The sequence below is a fragment of the Dokdonia sinensis genome (assembly GCF_003688895.1).
Taxonomy (GTDB): domain Bacteria; phylum Bacteroidota; class Bacteroidia; order Flavobacteriales; family Flavobacteriaceae; genus Dokdonia; species Dokdonia sinensis.
In genome coordinates, this window is record NZ_REFV01000001.1 from 245539 (window position 1) to 270757 (window position 25219).

Sequence of the window (25219 nt, forward strand, 5' to 3'; positions counted from 1 at the left end):
ATTGAAATTTAATAAAAGGGCCGTATTGGGTTCAGTAGCTATTTTAGCTACGATATTTCTAATTCTACAAAAACTAAAATCCGAAAAGATTCTAGCTTGGTACAGTGTAAACAGTACGGCTAATTCTCCATTTTTGGAACCTGGAGATATTGTTTTTACGTCTAGATTTTCACCTATCGAAAAAAATGATTTCGTTGTTTACGAAAGAAACGATCCTGAATATGGATTTGGGACCTATATATTTAGATTGAAGGGTGTGGGTGGCGATACAATTCAAATGAAGAAAGGACAACTCTTTGTTAATGGTGATAATAGTGATACAAACCTAAATCTTAAGTACTCATACTTAGCATCCAATTCTGAATTTCAGAAAATCAAAAAGATAGATAATAATGTTGAGTTTTTTCTCGTTCAAGAAGACACCTATATAATTCAGTTAGATAATCATAGTAAAAACAGTCTTGACTTTAGTTTAGTTCCGAGAGAATTTGAGGTTGACGTTTCTATTCAACAAAACAATGATATCTTGGGGACATCTGGAAGTTTTGATAATTTTAGTCCTGTGATTGTGCCTAAAGGAAAAGTATTTGTTTTGGGAGATAATCGTCATAATGCAAATGACTCAAGAAATATTGGCTTTATAAACCAAGAGACAATTTTAAGCAAGGTAATTTGGAAATTATAATGAACACCATCCTCCTACAACCCGCATATTTCGCCCCTATAATTCAATATGCCACTATTGCTCAGGCTAAGGCTGTTGTTTTTGAGGTACACGACAATTACCAAAAGCAGTCCTACCGCAATCGCTTTAAGATTGCCACGGCTACGGGAGTGCTATCGCTTACCATTCCCATATTACATCGGGTAGATAAAACGGCAAGACACCAGACAACAAACGAGGTGCGCATCGAGAACCAGTTTAAATGGCAACGTAATCACTGGCGTTCTTTAAAAACAGCCTATCAAACGTCACCGTACTTTGAGTACTACGAGGACGATCTTGAACCGTTGTATCATATGGAATGGGATACACTTTCGGCTTTTCACGAGGGATGCAACGCTTTTGTGATGGAATGTCTCCAGATAGAAGTGCCTACGAGCAACTCTACCGAATATTTTAGAACCCCTACAGCACAGAAAGACCTGCGATTTCTTATCGATAGTAAGAGTAAGCGCGATTATCCGCTTCCGGAATACAACCAACTGTTTGCTGAGAATCACGGTTATTTAAAGAACATGTCTGTGCTTGATCTACTTTTTAATCAGGGACCGAATGCGATTACATATCTGGAAAAAGTAGACCTTTCGGCGCTATAACTCTTTAGTATTTCTCAAAACTGCCATTATAGGATAATGGTCAGACAGTTGCACGTCATAGTTTTTAAAATTCACCACTTCCAGCTTTTCATCTGCTAGAATGAAGTCTATTCTCAAGGGTAAAAAGTCAAATGTAAAGGTGCGTCCAGTTCCTGAGCCCGCTTTCGCGAAAGCGTCCACCTTCTCCCCTTTTACCTTGCGATACACATAGGAAGTAGCGCTGTTGTTAAAATCTCCCGTGACAATTATAGGATATGGACACTGGGCTTCGTGGGACAAAAACAGCTCCATTTGATCCTCCTGTTTTTCAAAAGCTTCTGCCATCCGACCTAATAATCGTTTTGAATCTTCTCGTTGCAGTTGCGAAAAGTTAGCGTTTATACGAAAAGACTGAAAATGAAGATTGTAAACCCGAAGTGTGTCCAAATCCTTCACGATATCTACAAAAATCCCGTTATTCCCAGTATTCCCAAAACCAAGGGAGCCACTGTGTACTATTGGAAATTTAGAATAAATGATCTGTCCAAAAGTTTCTTTCCTATTTGTCATATGAACATATTGGTGCTCATATTCCTGCATCCATTGCAACGACGGGTTATATTCTTGAAAGCTAATAACGTCGGGGTTCTCTTGAGCGATAAAGGCCTTAATTTCGGGTTCTAATTCTCGTCGTGGAGTCTTACCAAACCGCGTAAAAGAATGCACATTAAAAGACATTACTTTCAAGTCACTATCCCGAACGTTATCTTCATTACTACCAAAACGAAATAGTGCAGTAATATGCCCTATCCCAAAGACCAGTACTATTGCCGAAAGCAACAACTGCCGTCTCATTCTGAATAACCAATAGCCGAAAAAAAGTGCATTGATAAACAGCAAGACAGGCAATACTAAAGATAAAACTGCAAGCCGAGGGAATACGTGCGGAGGGATATAAGGTAGAAAATACCCAAGCAATAATAGGATCACAAAGAGACTATTGATAAAAAATAAGAGCTTCCCGAAAAGTCCCAGCTTTTTCATCAGTCCTTCCCAGCTTTGAACAAGAAATCCTTTTCGGCTTTAGACAGACTTTCGTAGCCGCTTTTACTTATTTTGTCAAGTATGGCGTCTATTTGCTGTTGTTGCGCCGATTTACCTTCGGTCTTTTTAGCAGTGGGCTTAGAGGGTGCTTTTGTATTGCGATGCACAGTGCGCATTCTGGATTTTTTTTCTTTAGGCTTTCCAGAAAACATACTCGCAACGCTATCCATAATGCGTTCAAACCACTCCCCGATGTCGTTCCCTTTAGCCAATTGTTTAGCATAGATATAGCCAAAGGCGGCACCACCTAAATGTGCCATCAATCCTCCTGCATTTCCAGAAGTAGGTAAACTCAAAAGGTCTATGAGTACGAGTACTGCAGCAATATGCCAAAGCTTCACATTAAACATAATAATGCGAATGGTCTGATGCGGTGTATATGCAGCAATAAATACAATGATTGCATTTACAGCGGCAGAGGCTCCTATAAGGTATCCTTTACCCTGAAAAGCGGGTAATAAGTTGTAAGCTGCAACAAACAGTAAACCTCCCACCATACCGCCAAGTAAATAAACGGTAAGCAATCGTTTATCCGTAAAGAGATTGAGAATAAAACGTGAGAAAATATACAGGTATAGCATATTCCACAACAGGTGCCATACATCACGATGCAGAAAATTATAGGTAAGCAGTCCCCACGGTTGTGTGATAAAACTACCCAAATCACTAGGTAAGAAAAACCACTGTGTAAGCACTACATTATCTATTTGAATAATCCACGGGATGAGATTAAACAATAGAAATACAGCAACATTAATTACAATCAGTTTGATTGCAATGTTTGCGGTTTTAAATTGATATGCGAGAGATGGTGATGCCATAGATTAGTCCCAGCGGTTTTTATTAAAACTGTTTTTCTTCCAGTAATACATCATTATAAATCCAAACAATGCTCCACCTAAATGCGCCCAGTTTGCAATATTGGCTCCAAAAATTGAGAATCCAGTTATCCCAGAGAACAAGTCTATTAGAATCAATGCCGGAATAAAATATTTTGCTTTGATGGGAATAGGTATAAAAATAAGTCCCAGTGAAGCATTAGGAAACAACATCCCAAACGCAACAAGCACTCCATAAATTGCTCCCGAGGCTCCCACAGCAGGTATATTATAAGCCCCAGATAATTTCATCGTAACCTCTTGTGGAATATTATCCAAGGGCACACCGTAACCAGGACTAACCGATTGCGCTAAAATTTGTTTCATCTGCTCTACGGAGTACCCTGCATCTATATAAAACTGGTATGCATCGTGAAAATCAATATAATTAACAAGCGAATGAATAAAAGCCGCACCCAGTCCCGCCGAGAAATAAAAGAAAATAAACTTATTGCGTCCCAATGCATTCTCAATGGGACCTCCAAACATCCATAGCGCATACATATTAAAAATAATGTGCATCGGGCTTCCGAGGTCGTGCATAAACATATGCGTTACTGGTTGCCACAGTTCAAAAGCTGGGTGCTCAAAATACCAGAGCGCAAACAACTCCATCGCATTATCAGGCGAAATAACAAACTGTGACGCAAGATAAAATATCACATTAATGATAAGCAACACCTTAACCGTATCTGTAATTTTTGCCATTATTTAAATTTCTTTTCTAGTTCGTCGCCCGTGAGCGTGATAAAGGTAGTCCTATTTGACGGGGAAACCGAAGGTTCTTTGCAGGCAAATAGTCGGTTTACGAGATGTTCTCTGGAGAGGTCATCAAGAGACTCTCCAGCTTTTACAGCCATACTTTTGGCCATACTTTTGGCGAGAGTGTCTGTCTGACTAAATCCTACGTCTGGCACTTCGTTTTCTAAATCGCTTAGTAATTGTTCTAACACTATAGGTACTTGTCCCTCTCCTATTGAGGTGGGTATTCCTGTAACTTCCAGCGTTTCATCTTCCATTTTCCCAAAGGCAAATCCCGTATTTTCCAACCCTTCCTTAAGTTGTAATATCAACCCTAATTCACTGGTACTGTATTCCAGAACGAGTGGAAACAATAACTGCTGGCTCACAGATTCCTTTACCGTGATGTTACGCAATAATTCTTCATAGAGCACTCGTTGGTGTGCGCGGTGCTGATCTACGATGACCATGCCGCTCTTTATGGTGGTGACGATGTATTTATTGTGGAGTTGGTAGGTTGTGGATTCCGCTTTCGCGAAAGCGTTATTCATCCCATTCTCCGTGCGCATTGAAGTCTCGGCTCCTACAAAAATATCTGTGTTGCTCGCGTCGCTCTCAAAGGATACACTACTAAAATCTCCACCATCTGCCGAGGGCTTAGACTGCAGTCCTTCATACATTTTTTCCCAGCCAGTAGTATTTTGCTTTTCGTGCTTGGGCAATTGTGCTCCTTTTTTAGGTGGCGCAACATTTGCAAAGGGATTAAAGGTGCGGTCTACTTCTACCTTAGGAGTGAGTGCGTTCTTATTTTTATAATCGTAGGGAGTATCTAGATTTGAATCCCGATCAAAATCCAGCACAGGTGCAATATTGAACTGCCCCAAACTGTGTTTTACCGTACTGCGCAAGATGGCATAAAGTGAATGCTCATCGTCAAATTTGATTTCGGTTTTTGTAGGGTGAATGTTAATATCAATCGTCTTCGGGTCTACTTTGAGGTACAAAAAGTAACTCGCCCGCGCCCTGTCTGGCAATAATCCATCAAAGGCCGCCGATACCGCGTGATTTAGATAGGCATTTTTTATAAAACGATCGTTTACAAAAAAGAACTGCTCTCCCCGCGTTTTCTTAGAAAATTCTGGTTTTATCACAAAACCATCTACAGTTACAATTTCCGTCTCTTCCTGAACGGGGACTAATTTCTCATTAGTCTTACCACCAAAAATATTGACAATACGTTGTTTTAAATTTCCACTGGGTAAGTGAAATAATTCTCCCTCATTGTGATACATAGACATCGCAATTCCCGGGTGTGCGAGTGCCACACGTTGAAACTCATCTATAATATGACGGGATTCTACGTTGTTTGATTTTAAAAAATTACGTCGGGCGGGAATATTAAAAAAAAGATTTTTAACAGCAATAGAAGTTCCTTTGGGAGTGGCACAAACCTCTTGATTAATAATAGTACTACCCTCTATTTCTATGAGTGTGCCCACATCGTTTCCATCAGGCTTTGTTTTTAGCTCTACGTGAGCGACAGCCGCTATGGAAGCTAGTGCTTCACCTCGGAAACCTTTCGTATTGAGTTTGAATAAATCTTCGGCGGTAGCGATTTTAGAAGTTGCGTGACGCTCAAAACTCATACGCGCATCCGTATTACTCATTCCCTTGCCATCATCTATGATATGAATGAGTGTTTTGCCAGCGTTCTTTACGATAAGTTTTATGGTGGTCGCCCCTGCGTCTATCGCATTTTCCAGCAATTCTTTTACTACAGATGCTGGACGTTGCACGACTTCACCCGCCGCAATCTGGTTTGCTACGTGGTCAGGTAATAGCTTTATGATGTCTGCCATAGCCTTGGTAAGCCTTTATTTATTAAAGTGCAAAAATAGATAAGTCAAAATCAATCAGCCACAAGAAGAGCAAAATGAGAATGGCTGAGATAAGGATTATAGTTTTGTTGTAACCGCCTTTTTTAGACTCCTGTAATTCATCCCAAGCTGTTGTAAAACGTTTTTTTAAACCTCCTGCAGATGATAATGTAGAGCGATAGCTGTCAAAACGTCCCTCCATTTTATACGGACTACCATCTTTATCACTCTTATAATAACGAGGTTGATAATCAAATTTCTTGTTTGTGCGCTTTATAAATGCCATAATCTAGGTCTCTTTCAAATATAAGAATTATCGAGCAACAACTATTCCAAAAGGATGGGAAGTAGCGGGATTTTTACAAGAAAGTCTGGCTTTAAAGTAGGGCACTTTACACTCATACGTTATGTTCTCTCACAAAGGCACAAAGCCGCAAAGAAATCTCATTCTGAAAAGGAGTCGTTGCAAGCGATCAATAAAACCAAGAGAAGCGCACGCGACATACTAGACACTTTACACTTGTCACTTGTCACTGCAACTGCAACTGAAAACTAAAACCTAGCCTCTTTGCGTAACTGCGCCATTTGTATCGCTGCAATCGCAGCTTCGGTTCCTTTGTTCCCGTGTTTCCCACCAGAACGATCTATGGATTGCTGCTTTGTATTATCAGTAAGCACACAGAATATCACAGGAATATCTCCCTGAATATTCAAATCCTTGATTCCTTGGGTCACTCCGTCACATACAAAGTCAAAATGCTTCGTCTCACCTTGTATCACGTTACCAATTGCAATTACAGCATCGAGCATATCATAACTTTGGGTCATCTTTTTACAGCCGTAAATAAGTTCAAAACTCCCTGGCACGTTCCAGCGTACGATGTTTTCTTTGAGCACGCCACAATCACGTAGCGCGTCAAAAGCGCCTTGCCAGAGTCCTTCTGTAATCTCCTCGTTCCACGCTGCAACCACCAGTCCAATCCTAAAGTTAGACGCATCTGGAAGCTTATTCTTGTCGTATGCAGAAAGGTTTGTACCTGCTGTTGCCATAATGAGTTATTAATCGTTAATCGTTAATCGTTAATCGTTAATCGTTAATCGTTAATCGTTAATCAAAATTATGAAAACATCGAGCAACATATTGATCGAGTCTCACTTTATTCCAAAAAAAACGTCCTAAACAATTGTTCAGGACGTTTTGTATTAATTTTTAGTAGTCTTAGTTTCCTGCCTGAGCCTTCCCTAAGTATAAATCGGCTTGGGCAGCATAATCAGAGTCTGCGTAAGAATCTTTTAGTTTTGTAAGATGTTTAATTGCTTTGTCGTTTTGACCTAGCTCTATTGCTGCAACACCAGCTTTTAATAAAAAGCGCGGCGTTGTAAAGTCATTGGGATTCATTCCCGCAGCCTTTTCGTAATAACCTAAAGCTTCATCTGCTTGATTTAATTGCATAAAGGCGTCTCCTATAGCACCCTTAGCTAACGGTGCAAGAATCATATCATCTGCATTAAAATCCTGTAAGTGCTCAATTGCTTTTGTGTAATCCTTTATCTCAAGGTAAGACATCCCTGCATAATAATGAGCAAGATTACCGGCTTTAGTACTTCCGTAATTATCTGCAATATCTAAAAGACCGTATTTTCCGTTAGAACCTGTAAGTGCAACTTGATATAATGAATCTTGTACCGATGTATTTGTAGTCTCTAGCGCTGTAGTAAAGTTTTCCTGCGCTTGAGAAAGTTCTGTAGACGCTTCCATCTCATTAGGCTCAACTACAAATTTTGTGTAGGCTAGGTATCCTAAAACAACAACAAGAATACCGACGATTCCATAAAGGATAGGCTTCTGATTTTTCTCAACCCATTCCTCTGTCCGTGAGGCTCCCTGGTCTAGTGATTCAAAGACTTCGGCAGTAGTAGATTCTCCTACTTCAATCTCCTCTTCGATTTCCTTTTCCTTCTTCGTTTTAGGCTTGTAACCTCTTTTATTATATGTTGCCATTTCGTTTCCGCTGTTAGTGGCGCAAAAATATAATTTTTATTGAATTATGAAAGGGAAAATATTCCTTAATTTTGGTTACTTTATAGTTCGTTTTCTTGAGGTATACGCTTTCGCGAAAGCTTACCCATAAACACTCCACCACATATTTATATGATTTTAAAATCCCTATCTCTCATTAATTATAAAAACTTTACGACCCGAGCCTTTGATTTTAACGCTAAAATCAACTGTTTTGTGGGAAATAATGGGGTGGGAAAGACTAATGTGCTGGATGCGATTTATCACCTGTCCTTCGGGAAGAGTTATTTTAATCCCGTTACGAGCCAAAACATAAACCACAACGCAGATTTTTTTGTCATAGATGGTATTTATGAGAAAAATGAACGTGATGAGAAAGTGGTCGTGAGTGCAAAAAAAGGACAGAAAAAAATCATAAAACGTAACGCCAAAGTATACGAACGCTTTGCAGATCATATAGGCTTCCTTCCGCTCGTAATTATTTCTCCCGCAGACCGTGACCTCATTACCGAAGGTAGCGACACCCGCCGAAAATTTATGGACGGCGTCATTGCCCAGAGCGATAAAAAATACCTTACAGACCTGATGGCGTACACAAAAACGCTGGCGCAGCGTAATGCACTTTTAAAATATTTTGCCGCAAACAATACGTTTAATGCAGATACGCTTGCTGTGTATAATGACCAGCTGGTCACCTATGGAAATCCGATATTTGAGAAGCGAGAGGAGTTTTTAGAACGTTTTGAGCCTATTTTCCAAGAGCGATACAAAGCCATAAGTGGCGGTGTAGAAAATGTGACTCTTACCTACTCCAGCGCCCTGCGGGATATGCCACTGCAACATTTACTTACTAACGCTCTTTCTAAGGATAGAGGGCTACAGTACACCTCCGTAGGAATTCATAAGGACGATTTGCACTTTGAAATTAATGGGCATCCAGTAAAGAAGTTTGGCTCACAAGGACAACAGAAGTCTTATCTTATTGCATTAAAGCTAGCCCAGTTTGACTTTATCCAGCAAGAAAGTGGTGTTCCTCCTATATTGTTACTAGACGATATCTTTGATAAACTAGACGAAAACAGAGTTGCTCAAATCATACAACTTGTAAATGAGGATAACTTTGGCCAACTCTTTATAAGCGACACCCATCCAGAACGTACGGAGGAAGTTGTAAAACGTACACACCAGAGTTATGAACTATTTCATCTAGGGATGGAATAAGAATATTTGTTTTTGCGAACTTTGATAAAAATAAACACCTTTGAAAAACACCATTTACATCCTCCTACTCCTAATCGTCTCGAGTTGTACTAAAACCGCAGATGAGCAACTCGAATTAATAAATGGTTACTGGGAAATCGCTAGTGTTGAGAACCCTAACGGCGACCGTAAGGAATACACCATAAGTGAGAATATAGATTTTATACAGATAGAAAACGGAAAAGGTGTACGTAAAAAAGTGCGCGCAAATCTTATAGGAGATTTTAAAACTACAAATGCTCAAGAGAATATAGACGTAGCGACAGACCATAATAGGATAACACTACGATACAGTACTGCTTATGATACCTGGAATGAAACCGTTGTAAAAGTTACCCGTAATAAGCTCGTTGTTCAAAATGATGATGGACTTACATATACTTATAGACGCTACGAACCCCTAAGCATAGACTAATGACAAAACGCAATACAGACCCTATTTCTATAAGTGCCGCTCTAGGCGAATTTGTAGAAAAAAATAAACTTCAGAAAGGTATAGACAAGGTTAATGTAGCAGATGCCTGGTATGCCCTCAATCCTGTTTTTAAAAAGTATACAACTTCAATTCGTTTTGAGCGAGAAACGTTGTTTATTAATCTTAGCTCCTCTGTGTTTAGAGAAGAACTAAGCTACGGCAAAGAAAAAATAGTACAGAGGCTTAATGAAGCTATTGGAAAAGATGTAATAAAAAAGTTAGTCTTACGCTAGATTACTCAATCACACAGTATCCAGGATCGTCTGCTAGATGTGCTCCGGGATTGCGCCATTGTCCTTTTCCTTCAATTAATTCATCTGCATGCTCTGGACCCCAAACTCCTGCGGAGTACCCATAAATGCGAGCATTTCCTTCTTTCCAGTATTCTAAAATAGGATCTGTAAATCGCCAGGCAGCCTCCACCTCATCTGCTCGGGCATATAGTGTGGCATCTCCCTGCATTGCATCGAGTAAAAGACGTTCATAGGCTTCCATAATGTGGGTGTCACCCAGACTAGAGTAATAAAAGTCTAGGTTACCGCGCTCTACTTTAAAGCCTTGTCCAGGTACTTTTACACCAAATTTTACAAGAATCCCCTCATCTGGCTGAATGCGGATGACGAGCTTATTATCCTTGTTAATATTTGAGTTTTTGAAAATCTGATGGTGCGGAGATTTAAAGTGGATCACCACTTCGGTCACTTTTGTAGGCATACGTTTTGCCGTACGCACATAAAAAGGTACATCTGCCCAGCGCCAGTTATCTACGTAAAATTTAACCGCAGCATACGTCTCTGTGGTAGAATCTGGATCTACATCTTCTTCCTCGCGATACCCGTTTACACGTTCTCCATCTATCTCTGAAGCTAGGTATTGTCCTCTTATCGTGTTTTGTTCCAACACCTCTGGGTCAGTCATTAGTCGTAATGACTTGAGTGCTTTTAGTTTCTCGTTGCGTATTTCTTCTGGATCTGCGCTTAATGGTGGTTCCATTACAATAAGTGCAACGAGTTGCAATAAATGACTCTGAAACATGTCGCGCAATGCTCCAGATTTGTCGTAATAACCGCCACGAGACTCTACGCCATCACTCTCGGCGTTTGTAATTTCTACGTGGTGTATGTAACTGCGATTCCATAGGGGTTCAAAAATACTGTTTGCAAACCGTGTTACTAGGATATTCTGTACCGTTTCCTTGCCTAGATAATGATCTATCCTGTAAATCTGCTTTTCTTTAAAATAGCGATGCAAATCATTGTTGAGCGATTGCGCTGTATCTAAACTGTATCCAAAGGGCTTCTCGATAATCAATCGTTTCCATCCTTCTCGCTCGTCGTTAAGACCTTGAGCCGTGAGATTTTTGGCAATTGGTTCAAAAAGACTGGGTGGTGTACTTAAATAGAAAATGAAGTTATTGTCTGTTTGGTAAGCCGTGTTCAAGTCTTGCAAACGCTCGTTAAGCTCCATATAACTTACATCATACGAGTCGCCTAGATCCTGATAAAAAAGCTTTTCGGAGAACTGTGCAATAAACTCATCGCTATCTTTAATATGCTTACTCTCCAGCGCCACTCTTTTCCTAAACTGCTCATCCGTCATAAAACTGCGCGCTACGCCTAGTACGGCAAAGTGTTCTGGTAGATGCTTCTCTTGGTACAACTTGTAAAGTGCTGGAACAAGTTTACGAGCCGTAAGGTCGCCCGAAGCGCCAAAAATGACTAACAATTGATTTTCTGTAGTGCGCATAAAAAGGTTGAGTTTGCGAGGTCAAAAATAAGAAATTAGAATGGGGAAGTGTAGGTAATATAAATCCAAGGCATTGAAATTTTTGACGTAGGACTGAGCTGCTTGCACAACCTGACTTAAGACTAAAGACTTAAAGGTTATAGTTGTTCGGGTGGTCTTTGCTTTATTTCCCAAGAATAAACTTTTCCCCGCAAGGGAGAAAGTGCTAATTCTTTCAGTCTTACGTCCTACTTCAATGAGCATAGCGAAGTAAGTCCTATGTCACTGCTTGCTTCCGATCTTACCCAAAGTTCTCAATATTTTCAGCTATTTTTGAAGACCCTTTTGGCAGATAGCTTCGGGTGGTAACTTTTGATACTTTTTTTATGAACGGAACGTATGATTTTGGCCTAGTAGGACTGGGTGTGATGGGACGTAATTTTATTCTTAACGTGGCAGATAATGGCTTTACGGCCTTTGGCAATGACCTAGACCCTGAGAAAGTGAGTGCGCTCATAAAAGAAGGTGGCGATATTAATCGTGTGGATGCTACGGTGGATGTGTCCGCTTTCGCGAAAGCGTTATCCTCCCCACGCAAGATTATGTTGCTGGTTCCCGCAGGCAAAATCGTAGATGCCGTAATTGAGGGCCTCTTGCCTCATTTGGACAAAGGCGACATTATCATAGACGGCGGAAATTCCTTCTTTACAGACACAGACCGCAGAGCATCGTATCTGGAGGAAAAGGGAATTCACTTTTTTGGCGCAGGAGTATCCGGCGGGGCAAAAGGCGCCCGAAAGGGACCGAGCATTATGCCAGGCGGTTCAAAAGAAGGATATAAAGCCGTGCAACCCATATTTGAAGCCGTCTCAGCCAAATATAAAGGCGAGCCTTGTGTGGCTTACTTAGGACCAAAAAGTGCTGGAAACTATGTAAAAATGGTGCACAACGGTATAGAATACGGCCTGATGCAACTCACATCAGAAATTTATGACGTGCTCAAAAAAGCTGGAAATCTGTCTAATGACGAACTCCACAACACCTATAAAATGTGGAACGAGGGCAGATTGCAGTCATTCTTGGTCGAAATCACATCAGAGATTTTTGCGCAGAAAGATGATTTAAAAGACGGCAGTCTCGTAGATGCCATTCTGGACAAAGCCAAACAAAAAGGAACCGGAAAATGGACCTCACAAAACGCAATGGATTTGGGAATCCCCGTACCTTCCATTGATATTGCGGTGAGTATGCGTGAGATTTCGGCACTTAAGGAAGAACGTATAAAGGCTGACGCGCTATATGATAGACCTACAGTCGAGACCATCGATAAAGACAAACTGGTAAAACTCTCTGAGGAAGCGCTTTACTTCTCATTTATTATCACTTACGCCCAAGGACTGCATCAACTTGCAGATGCGTCTAAAGAATACGGTTACGACCTAGACCTAGCGGTTATTGCCAAAGTCTGGCGCGCAGGTTGTATCATACGTGCCGGCCTCCTAGCCGACATCGCCGAAACTTTTGATGCAGATGCTACCCTACCTAACTTGTTACTTTCTCCTCGCTTTGTGCAGCAAGTGCAAAGTACAGTCGCTTCGGCGAGGGAGCTTGTCGCTTTTGGGGCAAAAAATGGGATCCCGTTGCCAGGACTTTCTAATTCGCTCACGTATTTTGACGCTTATACTTCTTCTCGTTTACCATTAAATTTAATTCAGGCGCAACGCGATTATTTTGGTTCGCATACCTATGAGAGACTTGATAGAGATGGGGTTTTTCATACGGAGTGGGAGAAGGAGAGTAGAAATTAGAAAAACGAGAGTAGAGAAAGGGTGATGGAAGTTGGGTGATGGAAGATGGGTGATGGAAGCTGGAAGATGGAAGATGGAAGATGGAAGATGGAAGATGGAAGATGGAAGCTAAGTAAAAAAACCTCCGCAACGAATCGCACTTGCCTGCATCTACTTTGAGAACATCTTAACACGCACCCATTCCATTTTGACTATTTTTGTTTTTCTATGCGCCTAATTTTAATTGTTCTTATTGCTTTTTTTGCTTTCGCGAAAGCGGATGCCCAAGAAACTCCTAAGGAAATAAATATAGAATCTCCTATTAACCGCATTAATGAGGAGGAATATCCTGGTGCGGTCGTTTTTCAAAAGGCAGATAAACAAGTATATATAGAACACGATGGTGTGGATATGTGGTGTGATCTTGCGTTCTTTTACAAGGATGACAACTTTGTAAAGGCGCTGGGAAATGTGCGTATGCAACAAGGTGACTCCGTCTCTATGCGTAGTCAGTATGCGGAGTATAGTGGCGATACGAAATTTGCATTTGCCTCTGGGAAAGTATGGCTTAAGAAGGATACTACGACGGTTACGACGGATACAATGTACTTTGACCGTATAAAACAGCAATCTTACTATCGCTCTGGCGGTACGGTGACTTCGCCCAATAGTAAAATTACTAGTCGCATAGGTCGCTATTATATGGAGCAGGATAAAATCTCTTTTGTAAATGATGTCGTGGTTACGAATCCAGAATATGTCATAAATAGCGAGCAACTTGACTTTTACAGCGTTCCCGAACACGCATATCTCTATGGCCCAACTACGATAACAAGTGACGGTTCTAAAGTGTATTGCGAGCGTGGGTTTTATGATACAAGAAATGACCTAGGCTATTTTGTGAAAAATTCACGTATAGATTATGATAACCGTGTCGTCTTAGGCGATAGTCTTTATTATGACAGAACAAGAAATTTTGCCAGTGCTACAAATAATATTCGGGTGCGGGACAGTATAAACAACACCTTAATTAAAGGTCACTACGCCGAAGTCTACAAAGACAAAGACTCCGTTTTTATTACCCAAAGAGCCGTTGCCATTACGGTAGAGAAGCAAGACTCTGTTTACATACACGGCGATAAACTCATTGTGACCGGTAAGCCAGAAGAGCGCATCGTTCGTGGGTTTAAAAATGTACGTTTGTATAAAAGTGACTTGAGCGGTAAATCTGATTCCATACACGTAAATCAGAAAACGGGGCTTACACAAATGATTACGCGCCCCATTTTATGGAGCGACCGTAGCCAGATTACGGGAGACAGTATACATCTCATTAATAACGTAGTGACCGAGAAGTTAGATTCGCTCAAGGTTTTTGACAACTCGTTTATCATACAGCAGGACAGTATTTCTGGGTTTAATCAGGTGAAGGGGCAAAAGCTATTTGGTTTTTTTAATGAAGAAAACGAGCTGGAAAAGGTTGATATTCTCAAAAATGCCGAGAGTATTACCTATTTACGGGAAGATGACGGTTCTCTACAGGGAATTGATAAAAGTAAATCTGCATCTATCACGATTTTATTTCTCAATAAGGAAATAGACGAAGTGATAAAATACAAAGGGATTTCGGGAGAAGTATATCCTGAATCCCAATTTCCAGAAAATGCTAGGACGCTGGAAAATTTTAACTGGCGAGGAGACGAGAAATTACTTTCTAAAGAAGATATTTTTAAGGGAGAGCCTCCTTTTGAACTCACTAAAATTCAGGGAATACCGCTTCCAGAAATTCAAGACAACTTTTTTGAATTACCCGAAGGAACCGAGGAGCGCACTATTCCTGGGGCATCCAATTTAGATGCAGAAACCTTTGAAACACGTGAAGAAGACAAGCCATCGCTCAATTCTGAAGAAGAGGAAACAGATGGCTCTCGAGAGCAGCGAGAAGCGATTATTGAAAGAAATAAAGCTGCTGCCAAAGCTCGAGAAGAGGCTAGGGCTAAAGATGGAAAAAAGAAACCTAAAGGTCTAGGAGTTAAAAAGAAGAATGGGCTATAGTGTTTAGTGTTTAGTGTTTAGTGTTTAGTGTTTAGTGTTTAGTGTTAGTAAAAAAAAATGAAAGCAGATTTCCTAAAATATCAGGCTCAAACTACTCCGCATCCTTTATCAATGGAAGTGCAACGAGCGGAAGGGAGTTACATTTATGATACTTCTGGAAAGCGATATTTAGATTTTGTTGCGGGAGTTTCTGCCTGTTCACTTGGACATCAACATCCTCGTGTAAAAAAGGCTATTAAAACACAACTGGACAAATATTTGCACGTGATGGTCTACGGAGAATATGCCCAATCTCCCGCAGTACAACTCACAAAGCTACTCGCCCAGCATTTACCTGATCCTTTAGAAAGCACCTATCTTGTAAACAGTGGTACAGAAGCTATAGACGGCGCCATAAAACTAGCACGTCGAGCAACAGGTCGTACAGAAATTATTGCAGCTCTGGATGCATATCACGGGAACAGTTATGGTGCCTTGAGCTTAATGAGCAACAAAGAGCGTACAGCACCTTTCCGCCCGATGATAGGTGATGTATCTTTTATAAAATTCAATTGTGATCGATATTTAGAACGTATCACTGTAAAAACTGCTGGTGTCGTACTAGAAACCATTCAAGGAGGTGCTGGGTTTGTAGTACCCACAAATGGATTCTTAAATAAGGTCAAAAAGCGTTGTGAGGAAGTAGGTGCACTTTTGATTCTGGATGAGATTCAGCCGGGAATGGGACGCACTGGGAAACTCTTTGGGTTTGAGCATTATGATGTAACTCCAGATATTTTGGTGACTGGAAAAGGTCTGGGCGGTGGGATGCCCATAGGCGCATTTACTGCAAGTCACGCGATGATGACTTTACTTTCTGATAATCCTAAACTGGGGCACATTACGACCTTTGGCGGTCATCCAGTTATTGCTGCTGCGGCGCTTGCTACTCTAAGGGAAATTACTGAAAGTAATCTGATGGCAGATGCTTTGAAAAAGGAAAAACTCATTCGCTCTTTGCTCATTCATCCATTAATTAAAGAAATACGAGGTAGTGGCTTAATGCTGGCCCTTATGACTCCCTCAGCGCATATTGCAAGTGATATTGTGCTTAGATGTCAAGACGAGGGACTTATTCTTTTTTGGCTTCTTTTTGAAACTCGAGCGGTGAGAATTACACCCCCTCTTACTATTTCTGAAGATGAGATTAGAGAAGGTTGTGCTACGATTCTTGATGTTTTGAATTATGTAGTTGAGGATTGATTTTTTTGCTTTCGCGAAAGCGTAACCTTTAAGATATGAAAGTAAATTCTTACAACTACAATTAAAATCTGAACTCAAAACCGCACAACCCATACAGACACCTAATCTATTTTTTTATCTACTCAAAATGATTAATTTGTAAACGTAAAGTAACTCCCCCACAGTATTAAATTTAAAATTTAAGCGCTTTTGAAATCATTATATTTCAAGTGGGTACTCCTACTATTTATAAATCTCGGTTTTTCATTGAGTAGTGTCGCCCAGTCTTCTAAAGAAAAATCTAAAAAGACAACAGCCATTCCAGCTGCTACCATTGTAAACGATGTTTTAGGACACGGTTTTGACATACGCAAAATAGACCCGCTTAACTGGGGTGCCTCTTCTAAGGGAAAAGCTATCATACAAGGAAACGTATCTCAAAGACCAATATCACAAGAAGTTCCCATTGCTTACCACTTCGTAACAAACACTTATGAATATGAACGCGAGGTGCTAGATGCGGATACAATAAATAGACTTTTTGAAGCTTACAATAGTGATGCATTTTACAAACCAATGAAGCGAGATGATCGTGATAAAATGCTGCTCGTATATGCAAAACGTAAAAAAGCTGTTGCTCAATCATCATTAGTTCATGCGTCTATTACAGATCTAGACAGCGCTCTTGTTGAAGATTTTAGAAGGTTAGGACGCGATATTACTTTAGAAGGATTTGTACATCGTTATGGTACGCACTACGCAGAGTCCGTGGTCTATGGAGGACAATTTATACGTCGCAATAACATTGGTCTTTCAGACTATATATATTCTCCTTACAAAGAAGATGAGTTTAAACAAAAGGTAATTGAAGAAATACAGCGCCAGCATACGAATCTGACTGATACTGATCCATATATTAATGGCGGGATAGGGATGTCTTATACGGTCGGTGGCCACCCAGATGCCTTGTGGACAGATAGTTGGGATAGTACTGTTGCAAGTAATGCGCAGCCTATAGAAGTTACCTTACGCCCCTATTCTGAGTTATTTAAAAGTGTCCGGATAGATCTACTCGAAAATAAGGCCGAAAAAATTAAAATGTTAGACAGTATCATAACTTTAAGCCGAAATAGTGTTAAGAAAAAATTGAGTCCGGAAAAAACTTCTGACTTTTATAAAAAATACTCTTTACGTTTTAAACAAAGTATAGAGAGTATAGTTAAAAAGAGTACCGGTCGTGCAAATGAAGATGGTAATGATTATGTAGGGGATATTTTCTTCGGAGGTTTTTCTAAAGATGATGCTATTTTAAAAACAGCTCCAGCAATTGAATATGGCGGTATACGTCTTGAAACACTTATTACAGATGAGGTTGTTCCGCTTTCGCGAAATGTAATTTTTACCGTTAAACCAGAGGATTTAAAACGAGGATATGTGAGCGTGTGGGACGATGCAAAAAAACTTACCAAAGGCGATGGCCGAAGACGACTACAAGTAGCTGCCGAAGGCAATGGGGTTACAGCATATAAAGATGCACTTGTTCAAAATATCCGAAAAACAGTTGAAATAGAAACGGTAGATGATGATATATTTGATGTAACCTACACGCTTGAATTGATAAAAGATGAAGGCCTACTGACTAATAAAATTATAAAGTATAACTATTCTTTAGATTCTGAAATTATAGCTGCAGCTACAACAGGTAATACAGCCTTACTTACTGCGTTATTTGAGCAAAATGCAAACACTAGGGCTAAGGGACTTATACAGTCCATAATTACTACAAAACAGGCCGATAGTCTATTAAATCTAGTTCTAGACTACGGAGTAATTCCTACAACAGAAGACCTAGATGTTGCTTTTGATCCAGAATTTTATGATCCCCAAAAAACGCTCATACTATTAGAAAGGGGTGCAAAGCCTAAGAATAATATGATCTATAAGGCGGTAGCATATAAAGATGCAAACGCTATTTATGCGCTCTTTCGGGAAGGAGCATCTCCACGCAATAATGACCTTGCGTTTGCTATTGAGAAATACTACTACCCTACTGTAAAAGCGCTTATGAGTGAGAAATATGAAGCATTTGTAGCTGGCAAAAAGGAATTACTGCTCGCCGCAGAAAACAATGATGAAGACCTTGCTCAAAAGTTCATAGCCTTAGGAGCTACAGCAGATGCTTATATCCTGGATCAAGCTACACAGTTTGACAATACGTATCTTAAAAATGTTATCATACCAGTAACAGAAGCCTCTGGAGAGGCTCTTGAGGTGGCCGCAAAAATTAATGATACTGAGCTCTTTGACTACTTCGTAAAGAAGGATGCAAAAATAGACAATAACAAAGCCGCCGAAATAGCAACAGATAATAACAATACCCAAATTCTAGACCTTGCCCTAAAAAACGGGGGTGAGGCAAGTGAATCATTGATTTATGCAATAGATAAGGATAATAAACCCGCAATAGAGACAAGCTTAAAAAACAATGCTAAGCCAGATCCTGTGTTTGCCTATGCTGTCGCTCGTAATGATGCTCAACTTTTTAATGATGCGCTTACCGTTTACGCAGGCACCCCAGATATTGCGCTGGAGGAAGCTGTCGCAAAGGATAACATTCCATTTGTACAGTCTGTCATTTCACTAAAAAAGGAAAGCATCAACCCTTCGCAAGTAGTTGAGATTGCCGTAAATAATGAAAATCTCGCAATGGTCTCCCTTCTTGTCGAAAATAATGCGGATCCAAATGAGGGAATGACAAGTGCCGTACAACGTGAAAACATCCCGATAACTCAATATCTCATTACTCAAGGTGCAGAAACTGTAGCTCCAGAGTTAATACAAGAAGCGGTAAAGAGAGAAAATCTCGAATTATCAAAAGTGCTTGTAGAACAAGGAAAAGCAGATGTAAACAACGCCATTCTAGATGCTAGTAAGACAGCAAACTTAGAAATTACTGGATACTTGCTGGATAGAGGAGCCGCTCCAGAAGTTGCGCTCACAGAGGCTATGGAGACCACAGATGAAGATATTATTCTTTTACTATTAAAGCGCACCACTAAACTTGAAACTGAATTTATCGCTACAGCCGCAAGGAAAGGGAACACTAGAGTGTTGGAAGAACTTATTAAGAAAGGCCTTAACCCTACAAATGGACTAGAAGACGCTATAAGGTATAAGCATACGGGTGCTTTAAATGTACTTATAAAAGCAGGAGCACAACCAGAACCAGAACAACTTAAGACTGCTATTTCTTATAATTTTATAGAGGCAATCCCAGTACTTGTAGCAGCTGGGCTAGATGCTAGTATACCTTTTAATGATGGGCAGCACGCTATCCATCTAGTTGCTTTTTCTTATGAGGAAAGTGATATAAAGCTCTTAAATACTTTAATCGAAGCCGGAGCCTCTGTTAATGCTCGTAATAAGAATGGTGAAACACCATTACATCTCTCAGCTTTAGCTGGAGTTAGTGCTTTACCGCTTACTAAAAGCCTCATAGCTCAAGGAGCCAATCCTACCATCAAAACCAAACAAGGAGAAAGTGTGATGGATTATGTGGAGGATAAGGAAGTAAAGGCTGTGATCAAGAAGGCTGTAAAGGAATTTAAAGATTAAAATCTTAAGACAATATTTTAGAGAGTTAATAAAGATAAGATCGAAGAAATCAAAAATTAAAAGAAATAATTAAAGTTATTATTGCCTTCTCTCTAATCCTATTTGGAACCTATTTTATTTGAATTAAAGATTTTTCAAAGTTTTATTTTACACTCTCTCTAAAACCGATATTGACTATCTTTTAAATTTAAATCCGCTTCGTTAAATATATCGCTATTTTAAAACTTCAAATAAAGTTACCGGAATAGTCCTATACAAGAAGAATATATCCTTATTTTAAGTTGGTAAAAGGTAAAAATGAAATGGGCTGCAATTTCGATTTGCAGCCCATTTCATTTTTACCTTAATTTTAGATATTTATTCATAGTCAGGATGTATTCCACCGTTGAAAATAATATCAGTCCTATTGGTCATACTAGTGCTCTGCAATAGATAAATCGCAGGAATAGCATCTGCATCATTACTAATCCTAGTGAAAATAATCCCAGCTTCATTTGGTGTATATGAACCATAAACATCATTAAAGCCAGGTGTAGGTTCTGCATCAACCATAACTGTAGTATTTGTTATTGCATTATACTCGAACAAGCGAGATGCAAAAATCCTATATTGATTGTTCTCATCTCCGTTAGTGTCATAACTATATAGTATCCTATCTCCATTTGCGCTAATGTCAATACTTCCTACTGCACCCATTGGATCATCCAAAATAGTATCAATAATAGTTTGTGTTTCGAGATTATATGTAAACAAGTTTACATCGTAACCTTGGGTATTGTTAGTCTTTAAAAGAAGTATATTAGGTTGAAAATCTGCTGATGCGATTTCAGAAATGAAAGATCCATCAGTAGTGGTGAAAATCGGATCTTCACCAGCACCTGTGCCATCTATGTTGATACTGTATAATTTATCAAAATTAGCAAAGAATAACTTACTTCCATCTTCTGACCAAGTATAATTTAACTCATCTTGTCTAAATCCAGCAACACTTGTTGTCGTGGTCACCTGAAATTCGTTTGCCCCAGACAAGTCAGAAATAAAGAGATGTGTAAGTCCGCCTACAGTTCGAAGAAAAGCTAATTTCCTAGCGTTATCATTCTTTTTTGGCCTAAAACTGTTTACTGCATCAGAAGTTACTTGGAAAAGATTAAAATCAATGGTTTCTTCCGAAGAATCTGAATCTAGATTAATGTCACCACTAAAAATCACATTATTACTTCCTACTTTTTTAACGAAATAAACAGAATTCCCTGGAGAGTTAAGTGTTTTAAATGAGCTGATATTTGAAGTCACCTCATCATTATTACCATCATCTGCAGATACTTGCCAAAAATAAGTTTGAGAAAGCAATAAATTGTCAATTGTCACAAGCGTATCAGCTACTACCTCTATGTTTCTGATATCGCTATTATTTCCGCTCCTAAGTTCTAGTGTATACGTTATTTCATCATCGTCTGTATCCATAGACTCCCATCTAAACTCAACACTTGTCCCTAAATCTTCCTGACCATCTTCTGGGAGCACTAATAGCGGTTTTGTAGGCTGTGTGTTTTCAGTAGAGCTCACTTCTAATTTAAAAGCCACGCTAGAGGTGTTTCCTTCTGTTATGGATACCGATTCAAAACTGGTTGAAAATCCATCCAGCTCGGCTTGTACAGCATAATCATCTACTAAAATATTCTCAAGTGTAAAATTCCCATCGACATCTGTAAAAACAGTACTAGAGGCAGGGTTCGTGGAAATTTTTACGTTTTCTAAGGGCTCTTCTGTATCATCTCTTAACACAGTCCCTGTAAGTTCACCAGTTACATTAATTCCCAATGTATCCTCGTTACAGCTTAAACACAGCAAAACAAAGGCTACAATAAAATATATTTTAGTTTTCATTTGATACATCATTATTTGGGGTTAATTCCTTAATTCTTCCTCCTATTTTATAATTGAGTCCTACTCCGAAGTTATAGTGCCAGTCATCTCTCTTTCCCGCAGATATATTATCAATATTATCTGAGAAATTTACGTTTTGTTCAACAAAGGCTCTAAGTGATAATTTTTTGTTCAAGTTATACCTAAGACCAGCGCCAATTTGAGCTTTAAGTGCTCCCGTGATCTCTGACTCATTGTTTTCATTATCAGCTTCATTTTCATTTGTAGAAGTATCTAGATTACCCCCTCCAAAAGTGCTATCGATATTGAACACATATCCGGGGCCTATATAAAAATAAGGTGCAAAGTTATCATTGGGTAGTAAGTCTGCATAGATATTAAAATCAATATGCGCATAAGTACCTTGGAATTGCTCTTTATTATTAAATTGAAAAATCCCTGCATTTGCTCCTAATGCAAAACTTTTTGAAAGAGCATATTGCACACCGAAGCTACCGCTATATCCTGCCTCCTTTATTCCATAATCGCCATCTGGAAGCGACACACCCCCATTAACTTGTACAGAAAGTCCTAATTGAGGTTCTTGATAGAGTCTATCATAAAGAGCAGTGCTTTCGTCTAGTTCCTTTTCTTCTAAGTAACTCTCTACCAATTGTCTATTCGTATCAGCTCCACCTTTTGTGCTCCAATAGCCATCTTTAATTCCTTCGACTATTAGGTCGTGTACAGCCTTCTCGATAGCATCTTTAACAGCAAGTTGTACTGGCTCGTTTTGAGTAATTCCAGACTCGGCCTCTAACAATCTTTGAAATTTAACAAATCTAAAAAAGTTAGCACTAAGGGACTGTGACAGAATCGTTTTAGACACATAGACCGTTTTAAGTATCTCACCACTATTTGTAGATACTGCTCTTAAATACACAGTGATTCTATCTTGTCTGTATTGTGAAGCAGCTCCTAACCCAAAATATCGAGCTCCAAGACCACCCGTTACAACATTTGTGTCATACGATATTATTCCACCTTCAAGAATAACTCCTGCAAACAAAAGTGGAGGAAGCGGTGGTTCATTTTTATTTAAGTTTTTATTATACTCCTCTTGCGTATTTCTAATAATCTGTCGTTCTGTTGTTAGATTAGGCAAATTTTCACGCTCTACCGGTAAGAAATACCCACTATCTTCTAGTGCTTTAATAAGGATGGTAGTACCTCCTTGGGTTACCGAAGTACTAAAAGTACTTCCATTTTCCACTGCTTTGTACTGTCCGGTTTGATCACCAAAATTGTAAACAGCCACTTCTAATTTTGCAGCAGCAAGTGGTAGGTTTTTTAGTAAGTCAGTAGATTTTGAAAATTCTCCAGTTCTGGAAGGACTTTGAACCAGTGGTTGATTGAAATAAGCTCCACAAGATGAGAGCATAAGCAAGCATAAGAGACTTAATATTTTATTGTAAAATGACATTTAATTGAGATTAATTAGGAACAATGACTTGGGTTTCTTCTCCTGTAGTTGTATCGAGAATATTGATAACTAAACCTTCTCCATTTTCAAAAACTTCTACCAAAAGATCTCCAAATGTGAAAGTCCCAGGCTCTGTCAGATCACCTATACTCTCAATTTGAGCTTGTGTTAAAGACCTGGCAATTTGTGCGAGAATTTGATTGTTTAGATTTTGTCCAAAACGATCTAGCTCAGATTGTTCTTCTGTAAGAGCACCTGCAGGCTGTAATTTATTCTGGCTCGTTGCTGATGATAACAACCAGTTATAATTAAACGTATCCCCACCAAAAGCTGGATTAATAGGTTTATAACTAAACTGTTGTGACATAGCCGTTGCACTCATAAATAAGCACAGTACTATGACAAGAAATATTGTTTTTTGTGACATATTAAAATTTAATTAATTGCTCATCCTGTTGTTCTAGAATCTGAATCATTCTAATTGATCTTTGAAAAGCTATATCCGACATTTGTTTGAGAAATGATTTTTTAGGTTGTGCAAAAAATTCCCAAACTGTTTGCCCTTCTACACTTACTGTAATGCGTGTAATTCTATTCTGGCCGGGAACTTCTATAATCTTAATATCTTTATCTGTCTTTATTTGACTATTGTAATATGTTGCATAAAACAGTCTGTAAAAATCTAGACCTACTTTTGTAATTGTTTTGCGTAGTACGAATCCTGTTAGACCTAGACCCTTATCTTTCTCACCTAAATCCCTGCTTCGTATGGTTTCCTCATTTTCTCCATTTACCTGGGCTTCATATTCTCCATTTTTAAGTCTTTTCAAGACTAACCTTGCTTTACCAACTGGTTTTTCTTGCACATCGTAAATAAGTAATGTAATAACGACGTCATCATACCCATACTCTGCAACGGTAAATTTAGATAGTAATAGTCTACTATTACCTTTTATAAATGCATCTGTCTTTTTTTGTGTTTTGTAAAATTCCCCTTCTTCATTTTTTCTAAAAATAGAAAAATCATACGTAAACCCTTGATCAAGGGATGTCTTATTTTCTGCTACAGCATATAAAGTAAAGAGTCCATCAGCACTGGTTACCTGAAGTATAGCCTCTACTTCTTTATTGAAAAATTGTCCTGATACACTTTGAAAAAAAATCAACAAAACAATCGTCACAAATGACCTGATTTTTAAATTTTCAAATACACCAAAACATTTTTTCAAAACTGAATACGTTTAAACAAAACTAGTTTACACTTCTTACAATGAGCGTTGGTGTACTAGCTCCTTGATTAAATTTCAGGGATTTTGTCAGATTATTTGCTCCTATTCTTTGAAAGTTAAGACCATCTCCATTTTGCTGGAGCTCTAAAGATACATCAAGCTGTGGTCTATTTACTAGATCAAATACTGTGTTGCGGTTCCCGTTTTGTTCTATATCAGTGTAAGCTGTTTTTGCTCTGTACTGTAAGTTTGCAAAGTTCTCGTTACCATTTTGTCTTAAATTAATTTCACTAGCATTAGTCTGTGTAGCGACTGCTAGCAAATTACCTTCTCCTATTTGAGTAAGGAAGATTTTATTCCCTACTAGTGTTTGATTTATAGGATTAGGAGACAAATCAAATCCAAGGTTTATCAAATCTATTTGATTTACACTTAGAGGACTGCCATTTGAGGACGAAGCGTCTACAGCTTGCTCCTCATCGGTTTCTGTTTCTATATAGGTTTGCGCTTTTACAGCAGAGCAAATCAAAAACATATTTACCATCATAAAAATTTTAATCATCTTTCTCATAATGCTCTAATTT

General features: G+C 39.1%; 22 protein-coding genes. 9 read left to right on the top strand and 13 right to left on the bottom strand.

Going from position 1 to position 25219, the window contains the following annotated elements; translation table 11 throughout:
• The first annotated feature begins 1 nt into the window (after position 1).
• Together lepB and EAX61_RS00975 are read left to right on the top strand one after the other, a co-directional pair.
• Entirely contained in the window at positions 2-685 is a 684-nt protein-coding gene (gene lepB, locus EAX61_RS00970) for a signal peptidase I (protein ID WP_161555148.1), read from the top strand.
• The gene (locus tag EAX61_RS00975) at positions 685-1320 is read left to right on the top strand and encodes a WbqC family protein (RefSeq protein WP_121915781.1); all 636 of its coding nucleotides are present in this window, start codon (positions 685-687) and stop codon (positions 1318-1320) included. Before lepB ends, EAX61_RS00975 begins: the two co-directional genes overlap by 1 nt.
• Here EAX61_RS00975 and EAX61_RS00980 read toward each other — a convergent pair.
• The 7 genes from EAX61_RS00980 to EAX61_RS01015 all read right to left on the bottom strand — a co-directional run bounded on the left by EAX61_RS00980 (position 1315) and on the right by EAX61_RS01015 (position 7901).
• Entirely contained in the window at positions 1315-2343 is a 1029-nt protein-coding gene (locus EAX61_RS00980) for an endonuclease/exonuclease/phosphatase family protein (RefSeq protein ID WP_121915782.1), read from the bottom strand. The two genes, EAX61_RS00975 and EAX61_RS00980, sit on opposite strands and share 6 nt — an antisense overlap.
• Positions 2343-3224, bottom strand: coding sequence for a rhomboid family intramembrane serine protease (locus EAX61_RS00985; protein ID WP_121915783.1), 882 nt, complete (start codon positions 3222-3224; stop codon positions 2343-2345). Before EAX61_RS00985 ends, EAX61_RS00980 begins: the two co-directional genes overlap by 1 nt.
• 3 nt (positions 3225-3227) lie before the next feature.
• Complete coding sequence (locus EAX61_RS00990; RefSeq protein WP_121915784.1) at positions 3228-3989, bottom strand: rhomboid family intramembrane serine protease; 762 nt, start codon at positions 3987-3989, stop codon at positions 3228-3230.
• A complete protein-coding gene (gene mutL / locus EAX61_RS00995; protein WP_121915785.1) occupies positions 3989-5881 on the bottom strand; it encodes a DNA mismatch repair endonuclease MutL in 1893 nt (630 codons plus the stop codon). Before mutL ends, EAX61_RS00990 begins: the two co-directional genes overlap by 1 nt.
• Positions 5882-5903: 22 nt before the next feature.
• Positions 5904-6185: a riboflavin synthase subunit beta gene (locus EAX61_RS01000; protein WP_121915786.1), complete on the bottom strand. Its 282-nt coding sequence runs from the start codon at positions 6183-6185 to the stop codon at positions 5904-5906.
• A 266-nt stretch (positions 6186-6451) separates the two neighbouring features.
• On the bottom strand, positions 6452-6949 hold the full coding sequence (gene ribH, locus EAX61_RS01010; RefSeq protein ID WP_121915788.1) for a 6,7-dimethyl-8-ribityllumazine synthase: 498 nt from the start codon (positions 6947-6949) through the stop codon (positions 6452-6454).
• A gap of 169 nt (positions 6950-7118) precedes the next feature.
• The gene (locus EAX61_RS01015; protein WP_121915789.1) at positions 7119-7901 is read right to left on the bottom strand and encodes a tetratricopeptide repeat protein; all 783 of its coding nucleotides are present in this window, start codon (positions 7899-7901) and stop codon (positions 7119-7121) included.
• Between the two features lie 150 nt (positions 7902-8051).
• On the opposite strand from EAX61_RS01015, the gene recF reads away from it, so the two are divergent.
• Genes recF through EAX61_RS01030 form a run of 3 tightly spaced genes read left to right on the top strand, consistent with a single transcriptional unit; the run spans position 8052 to position 9887 of the window.
• A complete protein-coding gene (gene recF / locus EAX61_RS01020) occupies positions 8052-9140 on the top strand; it encodes a DNA replication/repair protein RecF (RefSeq protein ID WP_121915790.1) in 1089 nt (362 codons plus the stop codon).
• A gap of 40 nt (positions 9141-9180) precedes the next feature.
• Positions 9181-9594 carry a lipocalin family protein gene (locus EAX61_RS01025; RefSeq protein ID WP_121915791.1) on the top strand — a complete coding sequence of 138 codons (414 nt, stop codon included), beginning with the start codon at positions 9181-9183 and terminating at the stop codon, positions 9592-9594.
• Positions 9594-9887, top strand: coding sequence for a DciA family protein (locus EAX61_RS01030; RefSeq protein WP_121915792.1), 294 nt, complete (start codon positions 9594-9596; stop codon positions 9885-9887). The genes EAX61_RS01025 and EAX61_RS01030 overlap by 1 nt, the downstream gene beginning before the upstream one ends.
• Before the next feature lies 1 nt (position 9888).
• Here EAX61_RS01030 and zwf read toward each other — a convergent pair whose 3' ends face one another.
• Positions 9889-11400 (bottom strand): glucose-6-phosphate dehydrogenase, encoded by a 1512-nt coding sequence (gene zwf / locus EAX61_RS01035; RefSeq protein WP_121915793.1) that lies wholly within the window; start codon positions 11398-11400, stop codon positions 9889-9891.
• A 365-nt stretch (positions 11401-11765) separates the two neighbouring features.
• Here zwf and gndA point away from each other — a divergent pair, with 365 nt between their 5' ends.
• The 4 genes from gndA (at position 11766) to EAX61_RS01055 (ending at position 20057) form a co-directional block, all read left to right on the top strand.
• Positions 11766-13187, top strand: coding sequence for an NADP-dependent phosphogluconate dehydrogenase (gene gndA, locus EAX61_RS01040; protein ID WP_121915988.1), 1422 nt, complete (start codon positions 11766-11768; stop codon positions 13185-13187).
• A 207-nt stretch (positions 13188-13394) separates the two neighbouring features.
• Entirely contained in the window at positions 13395-15221 is a 1827-nt protein-coding gene (locus EAX61_RS01045; RefSeq protein ID WP_121915794.1) for an OstA-like protein, read from the top strand.
• Between the two features lie 57 nt (positions 15222-15278).
• Positions 15279-16463 (top strand): aspartate aminotransferase family protein, encoded by a 1185-nt coding sequence (locus tag EAX61_RS01050; protein ID WP_121915795.1) that lies wholly within the window; start codon positions 15279-15281, stop codon positions 16461-16463.
• Positions 16464-16652: 189 nt separating this feature from the next.
• Positions 16653-20057, top strand: a complete 3405-nt coding sequence (locus EAX61_RS01055; RefSeq protein ID WP_121915796.1) for an ankyrin repeat domain-containing protein — start codon at positions 16653-16655, stop codon at positions 20055-20057.
• 357 nt (positions 20058-20414) lie between these two features.
• Here EAX61_RS01055 and EAX61_RS01060 read toward each other — a convergent pair whose 3' ends face one another.
• The 5 genes from EAX61_RS01060 to EAX61_RS01080 all read right to left on the bottom strand — a co-directional run bounded on the left by EAX61_RS01060 (position 20415) and on the right by EAX61_RS01080 (position 25206).
• Positions 20415-21944 carry a carboxypeptidase-like regulatory domain-containing protein gene (locus EAX61_RS01060; RefSeq protein ID WP_161555150.1) on the bottom strand — a complete coding sequence of 510 codons (1530 nt, stop codon included), beginning with the start codon at positions 21942-21944 and terminating at the stop codon, positions 20415-20417.
• Positions 21934-23406 carry a CsgG/HfaB family protein gene (locus EAX61_RS01065; RefSeq protein WP_121915798.1) on the bottom strand — a complete coding sequence of 491 codons (1473 nt, stop codon included), beginning with the start codon at positions 23404-23406 and terminating at the stop codon, positions 21934-21936. The genes EAX61_RS01060 and EAX61_RS01065 overlap by 11 nt, the downstream gene beginning before the upstream one ends.
• A gap of 10 nt (positions 23407-23416) precedes the next feature.
• Entirely contained in the window at positions 23417-23833 is a 417-nt protein-coding gene (locus EAX61_RS01070) for a curli production assembly/transport component CsgF (RefSeq protein ID WP_121915799.1), read from the bottom strand.
• A gap of 1 nt (position 23834) precedes the next feature.
• Positions 23835-24587 carry a CsgE family curli-type amyloid fiber assembly protein gene (locus EAX61_RS01075; protein WP_161555152.1) on the bottom strand — a complete coding sequence of 251 codons (753 nt, stop codon included), beginning with the start codon at positions 24585-24587 and terminating at the stop codon, positions 23835-23837.
• A 70-nt stretch (positions 24588-24657) separates the two neighbouring features.
• Positions 24658-25206 carry a hypothetical protein gene (locus EAX61_RS01080; RefSeq protein WP_147448315.1) on the bottom strand — a complete coding sequence of 183 codons (549 nt, stop codon included), beginning with the start codon at positions 25204-25206 and terminating at the stop codon, positions 24658-24660.
• Positions 25207-25219 lie beyond the last annotated feature (13 nt).